The following is an 11,792-nucleotide window of genomic DNA, read 5'->3' on the forward strand; positions in this document are numbered from 1 at the left end:
GGTCACCTCTCCTTCTGCAGTACGGACAGGGCGGCGATCAGCTCGGCCTGGGGTTCGGGGTGCACGTCGAGGGCGTACAGGGGTGCGAGCCGCCGTTCGCGTTCGGCGGCGAGGACCTTCTCCAGGTACTCGGTCAGCAGGCGCCCGCCGCGGTCGCGCAGCCGGACCGCGCCCTGGGCGCCGATCCGCTCGGCGAGGATCTCCCCGGCCGCGCGGGCCCGGTGCCCGCCCATGAGAGCCGTGGCGAGCAGCGCGGCCACGACCTCGGGGTCGGGCAAACCGTTTCTGTCGATCTCCTCGAGGCCGCGCACCTCGTCATCGGCGTACTCCTCCAGGACGCGCCGCCATCTGCGGACGGCCATCCCAATGCGGTGCTCGGCGCTCTCCACCTCCGGGTCGCGGTCGTTGAGCCCCGGGGCGTTCGCGGCGGGTTCGCGCCGCCAGGCCTCGTCGACGCGCTCGTCGGCGGCGGTGACGGCGCACAGCAGCAGCGCCTCCAGGCTCTCGGCGATGGCGTCGAGCAGTTCGCCGGGCCCGCAGTCGAGCGGATAGCTGCGCCACCGCTTCAGGGCGTCGCCCGCCAGTACGCCACCGGCCTGCAACCGCTCCTTCACGCGCGCGTACTCGCTGTCGTACGCCTCGTCGACGGCGGAGGTGAGCCGCAGGGCGGCGGCGTACTGGGCGGCGACGGCGCCCGCCAGTTCGGGCAGCCGCGAGTCGAGCGAGTGCAGGACGCCGTGAGCCGTGCGGGCGATGGCGGCGGTGCGGGCGGCGGGTTCCTGGACCCGGTGGGTGAGCCAGGCGCGCAGCGGGGCCACGGCGGTGGCGGGGAGCAGCCCGCCGCCGCCCGCGGACTCGGGGAGTTCCGGCACGGTGAACCGCGGCACGTCGCCGAGCCCCGCCTTCGTGAGGAGGGCGCCGTACTGCCGTGACACCTCCGTCACGACCTGGTGGGGCACGCGGTCGAGGACGGTGACGAGGGTGGCGTCGTGCTCCTTGGCGGTACGCAGCAGATGCCAGGGCACCGCGTCGGCGTACCGGGAAGCGGTGGTCACCATCACCCATACGTCGGCCGCGGAGATCAGCTCGGCGGCGAGGCAGCGGCTGTGGGGGACGAGCGAGTCGACGTCGGGCGCGTCGAGGAGGGCGAGTCCGCGCGGCAGGGTGTGCGCGGTCTCGATCCGCAGGGCGCGTTCGGGTTCCTCACCGCCCCCGCCGCCGTCGCCGTACGTCGGCAGGTCGTCGTTGTCGTCGTCGCTGTCCCCCTCACCGCCCTGCGCGGACTTCTTCGGGGGCATCCACACGCGGGTCAGGTCGGGCAGGACGCGCATCCCGGCGAACCAGTGATGATCATCCGGATGGCAGACGAGCACCGGCGTACGCGTCGTGGGCCGCAGCACGCCCGCCTCGCTGACCTGCCGGCCGACGAGCGAGTTCACCAGGGTGGACTTGCCTGCCCCGGTGGACCCGCCGATGACGGCGAGCAGCGGCGCTTCGGGCGCCTTGAGCCGGGGCACCAGATAGTCGTCGAGCTGTGCGAGCAGCTCGTCCCGGTTGGCACGCGCGCGTGGCGCCCCCGGCAGGGGGAGCGGAAAGCGTGCGGCGGCGACACGCTCGCGCAGGGCGGAGAGTGCGTCAAGCAATTGAGGCCGTACGTCCAAGGTCACCACATGCGAAGAATGCCCAATTTTGATGGTTTTCTGAAGCATATGAGAGCCTCTGCGCGCCGATCGGACACCACAGAGGGAAGGGATGGCGGGGGCGCAGGCATAACGAGTGCACAACACCCGTGGCGTGAGGCGCCAAAAGCGATGCGAGATTCGCACCTGCCTGCGATTATCAGGACCGCTTCACCGAACCTCCACATCGCGGCGCGGAGGCGAAGCACCAGGGACAGGGACCCGGGAGCCCTATCCTTGTCCCCGGCAAGGTCACGGATCTCCCCCACATCCGAACCAACGCCACCGGCCACACCCGGCCCCCGTAGCTCAGTGGATAGAGCAGGCGCCTTCTAAGCGCTTGGCCGCAGGTTCGAGTCCTGCCGGGGGCGCTTCCGTCCATGCAGGGTTAGCCCCTCCCTCGAGGGGGGCGTTTTTGCTGGCCAGAGGCGTGCTAGCGCGTACGCCACAGCAATGCGGCGAGGCCAACAGCCACCGCGGCGGGGCCGTCGGTCCTCCGGCCAGGAACGGTTCCACACAGCCTGCGGCGGGTGTCCTTCCCGAGGTTCGAGGCGTGTCCTCTTGTCAAGGCAAATGGACATCCAGGTTGATGGAACGGTCGATCCCGCGCCACCCTTACGGCCAAGGCCTCTGCCCCCCTTCTCCGCCCTCCCCGAGCAGTGTTCGTCGACGACACTCCGAGGCCTTCATCACGTCGCGACCACCAGTACTACTCGGCGTCAGTGGTGGTGAGAGCGTAAGGCCGCTGCTGAGACGGAGCAGCGGATCGACGAGGGCACCAGGGAGCTTGGGGCCGGCTGGGCACACTCTGGCGATTGACCGGGGATCTCCCTCAGTGGCTGGGAAGCACTCGTAACCAGGGCTGATTCGCGCCTCCACAGCTGAGTTTCGAGAGAACCACTGCCGAGGTGCGGTCCGAACCACCGGCAATCCGAGACCCTTTCAGGAACCCCGTAAGGTGGCAAAATGCTTCCGCCACAGGGGGCCGTCGACACCACGTTGTCGGCGCCCGACGCCTTCGACATACCTGTTTTCGTGCGACGCAGTTCGCCGTTGGAGCCGGCGCCGAGGCCGACTGCTGCGATGCTGTCCCAGGCCAGCCAAGCATGGCCGACGCCTGCGGACATGCCGCCCGATGGCAACTACCTGGTCACCACGACGTGGCGCGACATCCTGGACGCCGCCGTCACGGTGGGCAGGGACATCGCGCCCTGGATCGCGGCCGTGCCCCAGCTGGCGCGCCGCGAGATCCTGGCCCGGCGCTACCCGCTCTCGGCGTACCTCATCCGCAGGCAGGCCGTGGTACCCCACCAGGACGGTGTGGGGCGTGAGGTTGTGCCGAGTGTCGTCTACACCCACGGGACAGAGAACTCAACGCGATCGGCCTTCGGCTACCACGTCGGGATGACCATGGCGGAGTGGGCCTGCCGTGGGCTCATGGGCCTCGGCCCAACCACCCATGCCGAAAGCGCGATACCTCCCGGCGCACTTACGGGATGGAAGCATTCCAAGAGCCTGCCCGACCTCTTCGGTACCCACAGCTCGACTTCCGACCTCTGGCTGGTGGAAGCGAAGGGAGGCCGCGTCCTCGGCTCACACAGCCGGCGGAAGGGGGCACGGCAACTGGACGTCGGCTCATTGGTGCCGGGCACACACCAGAAGGTGCTCTGCGGAACGAGTCTTCAGCGACGCCTCTTCATGATGATCGACATCGAGGCCGACGGCTCGGCGGCAGAGAAGACGGATTCGCCTATACAGGTCGATGACGAGGTGCTGGAACACGATGACGATGCGCTTGTGGAACTGGCACGCGCGCGCATGCTCACGTATCTGGCCCTCGTGTCTCTTCCTCGAGGCAGTCTGACGGTGACTGCCGTGAGCGATTCGCTGAATGACATAGCCTCCCGCCGCACAGGGGGCCTCGTGCAGTTGCTGGAAGGTGACGACACGACCTCCGCTTTGCGACGCGATCTGGACCACGAGGCAACCGGTTCGGACATCGTCCAGCGGGAGGGCATCGACATGCTGACCGCCAGACTGCCGGGCACCGACCTCATGATCGGTATGTCTCGACGGCTCTTCGGCGCCTGCCGGGGACTGGCGGGCGCGGAGGCGGCTATGGTCGCGGAGATCGAGGAGACCTCCGCCATGCGCCACTCTGAGCTGCGGACGATCCGACCGCTCATCGAGGATGTAGCCGCCGTCCCGGCGCTGCCAGGCGATGTGAGCGAGCGACGGTACGAGAAGCACCTGAGCGAACGACATGAACAGGTACGGGGTTATCGCGATCGTCGGCGGGGCGACTTCCGTCAGGCAGCTCGACGCGGCTTCACTGCTGGCAAAACAAGCTCCTGGGAGCGCTTCATCGAGATCACGCCCCGGCTAACGAGTCCGGCGGAAGATGGGTACTTGGAAGCCGCGACGCGGGACACGTACTTGGCAGTCGAACAAGAGTCGCTCGACCTGGACACTGGAGCATTCTGAGAGCGAGGGCTCTCCAAGGGATGCCGGGGGCACAAGACGCATGTCAGGCAGCCCACCGATACCTGGTACGAGCCAGCCAGGGGTCAAGTATGAGGAGTTCACCACTCGCGCCAACGGATACGCCGACGAACGGACGGCACGAGTATTGGTCTGCGTATGGCCGAGCATCTGGACACCTCCTATGTCAGCTCGACCTCGGTGAGCTCATGCCCTCAAGAAGATCGGCGAGACACTCATGAGGCGATCTCACGGCCTGTGACGCGAGCCGATGGCACAGCGGGTGCTCCCAGCGCTGCGTGGCCGAGTAACTGAGCCGACGAAGATTCCCGATCCCGGCACACTTCAGATCCTGCTTCGAGTGCAGCCGTCTCGGAGTGCCCTTAAGAGCAGCGTTGACGGGCCGTCACCGGCACCGGATTAGTCACACCATCGGATGGTTCCGATGCTATGGCGGTATCCGGCCCTCAGGATGACCGTTTCTCTGCTGACACACGACCTCAGCAAGGGAGAACGCTGCTGTGAGCTTCGGATCGAAGATGCCACCGGAGAAGCGCGCCGAGCTATCCGACCTGGTCATTGCCCACACAAAAACGACACAAGAGTTGAGCGACGAGCACGAGGTACCACGCAAAACCATCGAGAGCTGGGTTCAGAAGCGCAGGCGGGAGCTGGGCATCCCCCTTTCGTCACGCGGTGGCGACCGTAGCCTCACGCCAAGCGCCATCCGCAAGATCGAAAAGGAGAGGGAGGGCCGGAAAGCCGCAGAGGCCAAGGCGGAGTCCTTGAGCGGCGAGCTGACCGTTGCCCGAGCGCAGCTGGCACGCCTACGCGAGACCCTCTGTGGGATGCAGGTGACGCTGGAGTACTACATGCGGCAGCGGCCTACGGGCGGGGACGCCACCCTGTGACCGCGGCCGTGCCGACCGAGGCGGACAGGTACGAGGCCGGCCTTGCCTCCCGTGTAGCCCCAGGAGTGCGGCGGTTCGGCACCACGGCCTCCCTCATCGGCCCGGCCGGAAGCGCGACTACCTGTCGGGCCATCAAGCGACACTGACCAAGGCTGCGCGCATCCCGGGGATCCGGATCAACGGCCACGGACACCGCCCGCACCACGTTGCCGCACTCGGGCCCGCGGCGGTGAGGTACCGCCGCGCCTCGAGACGGAAGCAGCAGCGATCTCGCCCCGCCGAGTCCAGCAGCTGAACGTGGGAGACCTCGGTGAGCCTCCGGTTCGCCTTTTGGGGCATGCGGTCCGCGGCCGCGGCAGCGAGGCGGGCGTCCGCCAGGGGTCAGCCGCCCAGCGCCGTCAGCCGGGCGACCGCACCGCTGCCGGGGACCGGCGGCCGCAGGCGTTCCGGATGGTGTCGCACAGCGGGTCCTGGCCTGGGCACCGCCGCTGGTCGGCTCCAAGGTGTCCTCGTTGGTCAGCAGTTGGACGGTGTACCGGTCGCTCAGGGGCGGAACAGACCGAGGAGGCGTGGTAGTCGACCACCACCAGTGCCTGACGGCCCACAGTGAGCTGCCGGTAGAACTGTTCGCGGCTCGAGGCGCGGTACGGTGCGGCCTACACCGACCCCGCCCCATACAACGCCTCGATCTCGCTCGCATACGCCGCCACCACCGCCCGCCGTTTGACCTTCAGGGACGGGGTGAGCAGCCCGTTCTCCTCCGTGAAAGCGCCCTCTATCACCGCGAACCTGCGGATCGACTCGGCCCTGGAGACCGCCGCGTTGGCGTGGTCCACCGCCTTCTGGATCTCCGCTGTCAGCTGCGGGTCACGTGCCAGCTCCGCGAGGGGTGTGTCCTTGGGGCGCTTGCGTACGGCGAGCCAGTGGTCGACGGCCTCGGGGTCCAGGGTGATGAGCGCGGCCACGTACGAACGGTTGTCCCCTACGACGATGCACTGCCCCACGGGCGGGCGGCTGCGCAGGCGGTCCTCCAGGACGGCGGGCGAGACGTTCTTGCCGCCGGAGGTGACGATGATGTCCTTCTTGCGGCCGGTGATGGTGAGGTAGCCGTCCTCGTCGAGCGCTCCCAGGTCGCCGGTGGCCAGCCACTCGCCGGTGAGCACGGCGTCCGTCGCCGCCGGGTCGTTCCAGTAGCCGCTGAAGACGATGCCGCCCTTGAGCAGCACCTCCCCGTCGTCGGCGATGCGTACGGCCGTGCCGGGCACGGGCAGGCCGACCGTGCCGGGGCGTGGCCTCAGCGGGGGTGTGAGGGTGGCGGCGGCCGTGGTCTCCGTCAGGCCGTAGCCCTCGTAGATGATGATCCCGGCGGCGTAGAAGAAGAGGTTGAGGTCGCGGTCCAGGGGGGAGCCGCCGCTGATCGCGTACCGCAGGCGGCCGCCGACCTCCTTTCGGATGCGGCGGTAGACCAGGAGTTCGTACAGCGCCCAGCCGAGGCGCAGCCCCAGGGAGGGGCCGGGTTCGCGCGGGTCGAGGAACTTGTTCAGGTACGCCTCGGCGAAGCGCACCCCGATGCGCTCGGCCCGGTCGAAGGACGCGGCGCGGCCGATCTTCTCGGCGGTCGCCCGGCCGGTGTCGTGGATCTTCTCGAAGAGGTACGGGACGCCGACGAGGAACGTGGGCCTGAAGGCGCGCAGTTCCGGCCGCAGTTCGTCCGGCTTGATGCTCGGGCAGTGGCCGACCTCTATGCGGGCGAGCATGCAGGCTATCTGGAGGGTGCGGCCCAGTATGTGGGCGAGCGGCAGGAAGAGGAGCGTGGCGGCGACCTGGCCGGTGATTTCCTTGAAGACGGGGTGCAGCAGCTCGACCGTGTTGGCGGCCTCGGCGTGGAGGTTGCCGTGGGTGAGGACGCAGCCCTTGGGGCGGCCGGTGGTTCCCGAGGTGTAGCAGAGGGTGGCGATGGTGTCGGGGGTGAGCGCGGCGCGCCGCTTCGTCACCTCCTCGTCGGGCACGCCCCTGCCCAGCAGCGTCAGTTCCGCCAGCGCGCCGCCGTCGAGGTGGCGGACGCGTGTTCCACCGGATGTACGGAGGGCCGCCTCGGCGGTCGCCGCGTTCTCCGCGGTCTCCGCGATCAGGAGGCGGGCGCCCGAGTCCCGGACGATCCACTCGATCTGCTCCGCCGACGAGGTGGCGTAGATGGGGACGCTCTGGCCGCCCGCCGCCCATATCGCGAAGTCCAGGACCGCCCACTCGTAGCGCGTGCGCGACATCAGCGCGACCCGTCCGCCCGGTTCGAGGCCGTCGGCCAGCAGCCCCTTGGCCGTCTCCGTCACTTCGCGCGCGAAGGCCGCCGCCGTCACGGGGCACCACCGGCCACCCTGCTTGCGGCGCAGCACCACGGCGTCCGGGGCCTCTTCGGCGTTGGTGAAGGGGATGTCAGCGGTGCTGCCCGTGGTGGCCCGGGCGGCCAGCGGGGCGGTGCGGGCCTCGCGCACGGTGCCGTGCGCGTCCCTGACGAGTTCGACCCGGGCGCGGTCCGCGAGGCCGGTGCGGCGCTGAGCCCTTCTCAGATCCTTGCGTACGCCCATGACGGCTCCCGGGGTCCACGGAACTGCTGACGCGGACGTCAACTTACTCGCCCGTAAGGAAAATTCAATGGGCCGGACATCGGCAGTCGTACGCGTATCCGTACGCTGCCACGGAGCAACTGCCGCAAGGCGAACCGGGTGAGGAGACGACCGTGGCGGACGCCATCAGCAGGATCGCCGGGCTGGATTTCGCGAGCGTCACCCCGGAGCGGTTCGCCCGCATCGTGAAGGACCTCTCCGGCAAGGAGATAGCCGCGATCGCCCGCGACGGAGCGCTGCGCAAGCGCGTCCTGGACGAGGTGTTCGGGCGCATGGAACGGCAGTTCAGGCCGGAGGCGGCCGGCCCGCTGACGGCGCTGCTGCGCTGGCGGATCACCGGCAGCGGCGGCAACCCCGAGGCCGTCTACGAGACGCGGATCGCGGACGGGGTCTGCACGGTGCGGGAGGGGCGTTCGGAGGCGGCGCCCCGCGTCACGTTCGTGCTGGGTGACGCCGAGTTCCTCAAGCTCGTGTCCGGCAACGCCAGCCCCGTCACGCTGTTCATCCTGCGCAAGGTCAAGGTCGTGGGCGATGTCGCGCTGGCGGCGGCCCTCACCCGGTACTTCGACATCCCCAGGCCGGGGGCGTGACGTAACCGGCGACGGAACGGGACGCACCGCTTCGGGGTGCCGGGGCCGCGTGGGGCGCCGGCCGCTCAAGGCCGGGGTGAGCTGCGCCGATGTAGGGCCCATGACGTCTACGTACTCGTTCGGCTCCTCCGGTGTCCGTACCACGGAGCCGCTGCCCGTCGACGCCCGGAGCGAGCGATGGCGGGCGGCCGCGCGGCTCGGGCTCGCCTTTCTGCCCGCCCTCGTCGTCGCCTTCGCCGGGTTCCAGCGGCGGTGGATGTCCGACGACGGTCACATCTACGTGCGGACGGTGCGCCAGGTGCTGGCGGGCAACGGGCCCGTCTTCAACACCGGGGAGCGGGCCGAGTCGTCCACCGGAACCCTGTGGCAGTGGCTGCTGGTCGCCGCCGGGGCGCCCGGCTTCGACATCCCCACGGCCGCGATGTACGGCGGGCTGTTCCTCACCGCCGCCGGCTTCGCGCTGGCCGCGGCCGCCGCGCTGCACCTGCGCGGCGGGGACGGCCTCCTGCTGCCCTGCGGCGCCCTCGTGCTCCTCGCGTTGCCGCCCGTCTGGGACTTCGCGACGTCCGGCCTGGAGACGGGGCTCGCGACGTGCTGGATCGCGGGCGCCTGGCTGATGCTCGTCACCCGGCCCCGGGAGCTGTCGACCTGCGTGGTGCTGGGGCTCGGCCCTCTCGTGCGGCCGGATCTGGCGCTGGTGTCGCTGGTCTTCCTCGCCGCCCAGTGGGCCGTGGCGCGCCCGTCCTGGCGCGGGGTGCTCGCGGGCGCGGGCGCCGCGGGGGCGCTGCCCGTCGCGTACGAGATCTTCCGCATGGGCTACTACGGCCATCTGATGCCGCTGCCGGGCGTCACCAAGGAGGCCTCGCGGAGCCTGTGGTGGCGGGGCGCGGACTATCTCGACGACTTCGCCGGTACGTACCTGCTGTGGCTGCCGCTGCTGATGATCGTGGCGGGTCTCCTGGCGTCGGGGCGGATGCGCGGGCGCGTCGTCGTGACGGCGCCCGTGGTCGCGGGGGCGCTCTGCTGGCTCTACGTCATCAAGGTGGGCGGCGACTTCATGCACGGGCGGATGTTCCTGCCGGGGCTGCTGCTGATGCTGCTGCCGGTCTTCCTCGTGCCCGTCACGCGCGCGTGGACGATCGTCGTCGCCGGGGTCGCGGTGTGGGCCGCGACGTGCGCGGCCGTGCTGCGGGTGCCGTACGAGGGGCGGATCGGGCCCGGCGGGATCGCGGACGAGCGGGGCGTGTACGTCCAGCAGAACGATGCCCCGCACCCCGTGCACCACACCTTCGCGGGGCAGCCGGGCAACATGGCGTACGCCGGTCTCGTGCGGGAACGGGCGCGGGACGGGGCCCCCACCCTGCTGCTCGCCCGCAGCCCGGTCACGGCGGCCCGGCCCGGGATCACGGGGGTCTACAACACGCTCGGCTTCAGCGGTGCCGTCATCCCGCTGTCCGGCGCCGCGCTCGACCCGATCGGGCTCGCCTATCCGCTGGCGGCCCACTCCCAGCCCATCAACGGCCGGGTGGGGCACGACAAGCGGCTCCCCGACGAGTGGATCGTCGCCGACCGCGGGGTCAGGGGCGCGCTGCCCGAAGGGCTCGACCCGAAGCGCGTCGCGGCGGCCCGGCGCGCCCTGCGCTGCGAGCCGTTCGCCGAGCTGCGGGCGGCCACGCGGGCGCCGCTGACGGCCGGGCGGTTCTGGCGGAATCTGACGGGGGCGGCGGGGCTCACGGCGTTCCGGTTCCCCAATGATCCGGTGCGGGCGGAGCGGGAGCTGTGCGGGTAGCCGCAGCGGGGGCGTTGGTGTGGGGCGTTTGACCCCCTGCCCTGCCCTGCCACGACCCCGGGGGAACGCCGGCGGCTGATCTCAGGGATAGGTGATCGGGTTGGTGTAACTCCGATGAATGACGGTTCCAGCGCTGTTGTACATGACGAATGTCGCGTATGCCGTCAGCCGTGTGAAGCGTGAGGCATCTGCGGTCGCCTGTTTCGAGGGCGTCTCACCGCAGGGCCTGAGACTGGTGGATGCCACTGCCTCGCCAGTGACCCAATCGATGAGGGAGACACGGTAACCGGCGCAATTACTGGGCGGGCGATGAACGGTCGCCTGGCCGACGAACGTCGAACTGACCAAGGCCAGGCATATCCGGGAGTCGGAGTTGATGGTGGTGCTGCACTGCTGCTCATCGACTGTCGCCCGGGCGGGGGACAGGGTTTCTGAGGCCTGGGCGGAGGACGCGGCGGCCGGAACCGCTCCCGCCCCCATGGCCAGAATTACGGCACCGAATAATGCCGGAAATAGACGCCGCATAACGCTCCTCGGTTTTGTGGAATTCCCCGCTGACGCCTCCCGAGTCTGGCCGCTGTGTGCCACGCCCACAAGGCCGTGGACAAACAGCGCCAAGGCCGCGGCCAAGGATCTTGCTAAACACTCCCTGAAGTGCCGCCAGACCTGTCACTGGCCCGAGGCGCACGTCCGTGGTGCGATGGAACCGGGGGCGGAAGGGAGAGCCATCATGCCCGCAGTGCAGCGAACGAGTGTCGCGGCCTCGGTGTCCGTCCGCCCGCTGGTGGAGCCGGACCTGGACCGGGCCGACGAGATCTTCAGGGTCGCCTTCGGAACCTTCTTCGGGGCCCCTGAACCGGAGACGTTCTTCGGGGCCGCCGACTATGTCCGCACCCGCTGGGCGGCGGATCCGCAGGCGGCCTTCGCGGCGACCGTCGAGGGCGAGGTCGTCGGATCGAACTTCGCCGCCGACTGGGGCAGCGTCGGGTTCTTCGGCCCGCTGACCATCCGTCCGGACCTGTGGGACCAGGGCATCGGCAGGCGCCTCATGGAACCGGTCATGGCCTGCTTCGACACCTGGCAGAGCCGCCACGTCGGCCTGTTCACCTTCTCGCACAGCCCCAAGCACCTGGAGCTGTACCGCCGGTACGGCTTCTGGCCCCGGTTCCTCACCGCCATCATGAAGAAACAGGTGGCCGCCCGCGCCACGGCCCCCGGCCGCGTGCTGTACGGCGAGCTGAGCGCCGCCGAGCGGCCCGCCGCCCTGGGCCTCTGTCGCGCGCTGACAGGAGCCGTGTACGAGGGCCTGAGCCTGGAGCGCGAGATCACGGCCGCGCAGGCACAGGGGATCGGCGACACCGTCCTCCTTCAGGGCGCCGGCTCCGGCCTCGACGGTCTGGCCGTCTGCCACTGCGGCGCGGGGTCGGAGGCCGGCGAGGACGTGTGCTACGTCAAATTCGGCGCCGTACGCCCCGGCCCCGGCGCCGCGGAACGGTTCGAACGGCTCCTGGACGCGTGCGAGCGGCTGGCCGCCGAGAAGGGACTGGGGCAGCTGGACGCGGGAGTGAACCTGGCCCGCCAGGATGCCTACGGGCGCATGGTCGCCCGCGGTTTCCGCACCTGGCTGCAAGGCGTGACCATGCACAAGCCCAACGAACCCGGCTACAGCCACCCGGACGCCTACGTGATCGACGACTGGCGCTGAGCCCACCCCTCGT

General features: G+C 69.9%; 7 protein-coding genes and 1 tRNA gene. 6 read left to right on the forward strand and 2 right to left on the reverse strand.

The features are described 5' to 3' along the window. Positions 1–2: 2 nt before the first annotated feature. Positions 3–1,670 carry a dynamin family protein gene (locus tag J2N69_RS12370; RefSeq protein WP_408056715.1) on the reverse strand — a complete coding sequence of 556 codons (1,668 nt, stop codon included), beginning with the start codon at positions 1,668–1,670 and terminating at the stop codon, positions 3–5. 307 nt (positions 1,671–1,977) lie between these two features. Between J2N69_RS12370 and J2N69_RS12375 the strand changes: the two genes are divergently transcribed. From J2N69_RS12375 to J2N69_RS12385, 3 genes are all read left to right on the forward strand, one after another. Next, positions 1,978–2,050 (forward strand) — tRNA-Arg (locus tag J2N69_RS12375). Positions 2,051–2,645: 595 nt separating this feature from the next. Then, entirely contained in the window at positions 2,646–4,163 is a 1,518-nt protein-coding gene (locus J2N69_RS12380; protein WP_230900797.1) for a hypothetical protein, read from the forward strand. A gap of 518 nt (positions 4,164–4,681) precedes the next feature. Next, a complete protein-coding gene (locus tag J2N69_RS12385; protein WP_230900798.1) occupies positions 4,682–5,071 on the forward strand; it encodes a hypothetical protein in 390 nt (129 codons plus the stop codon). Positions 5,072–5,727: 656 nt separating this feature from the next. On the opposite strand, the gene J2N69_RS12390 is transcribed toward J2N69_RS12385, so the two are convergent. Further along, positions 5,728–7,656, reverse strand: a complete 1,929-nt coding sequence (locus J2N69_RS12390; protein ID WP_230900799.1) for an AMP-dependent synthetase/ligase — start codon at positions 7,654–7,656, stop codon at positions 5,728–5,730. Positions 7,657–7,808: 152 nt separating this feature from the next. Here J2N69_RS12390 and J2N69_RS12395 point away from each other — a divergent pair, with 152 nt between their 5' ends. The 3 genes from J2N69_RS12395 (at position 7,809) to J2N69_RS12405 (ending at position 11,779) form a co-directional block, all read left to right on the forward strand. After that, positions 7,809–8,285: an SCP2 sterol-binding domain-containing protein gene (locus J2N69_RS12395; protein ID WP_230900800.1), complete on the forward strand. Its 477-nt coding sequence runs from the start codon at positions 7,809–7,811 to the stop codon at positions 8,283–8,285. A 100-nt stretch (positions 8,286–8,385) separates the two neighbouring features. Continuing rightward, positions 8,386–10,074 (forward strand): arabinofuranosyltransferase AftB family protein, encoded by a 1,689-nt coding sequence (locus tag J2N69_RS12400; RefSeq protein ID WP_230900801.1) that lies wholly within the window; start codon positions 8,386–8,388, stop codon positions 10,072–10,074. 730 nt (positions 10,075–10,804) lie between these two features. After that, positions 10,805–11,779 carry a GNAT family N-acetyltransferase gene (locus tag J2N69_RS12405; protein ID WP_230900802.1) on the forward strand — a complete coding sequence of 325 codons (975 nt, stop codon included), beginning with the start codon at positions 10,805–10,807 and terminating at the stop codon, positions 11,777–11,779. The last annotated feature ends 13 nt before the right edge of the window (positions 11,780–11,792 follow it).

The sequence above is a fragment of the Streptomyces huasconensis genome, assembly GCF_021028635.1.
GTDB lineage: Bacteria > Actinomycetota > Actinomycetes > Streptomycetales > Streptomycetaceae > Streptomyces > Streptomyces huasconensis.

Excerpts from the sequence above, each read along its gene's own strand:
- J2N69_RS12400 (WP_230900801.1), top strand. The coding sequence starts at position 8,386 with ATGACGTCTACGTACTCGTTCGGCTCCTCCGGTGTCCGTACCACGGAG.
- J2N69_RS12390 (WP_230900799.1), bottom strand. The coding sequence starts at position 7,656 with ATGGGCGTACGCAAGGATCTGAGAAGGGCTCAGCGCCGCACCGGCCTC.
- J2N69_RS12380 (WP_230900797.1), top strand. The coding sequence starts at position 2,646 with ATGCTTCCGCCACAGGGGGCCGTCGACACCACGTTGTCGGCGCCCGAC.
- J2N69_RS12405 (WP_230900802.1), top strand. The coding sequence starts at position 10,805 with ATGCCCGCAGTGCAGCGAACGAGTGTCGCGGCCTCGGTGTCCGTCCGC.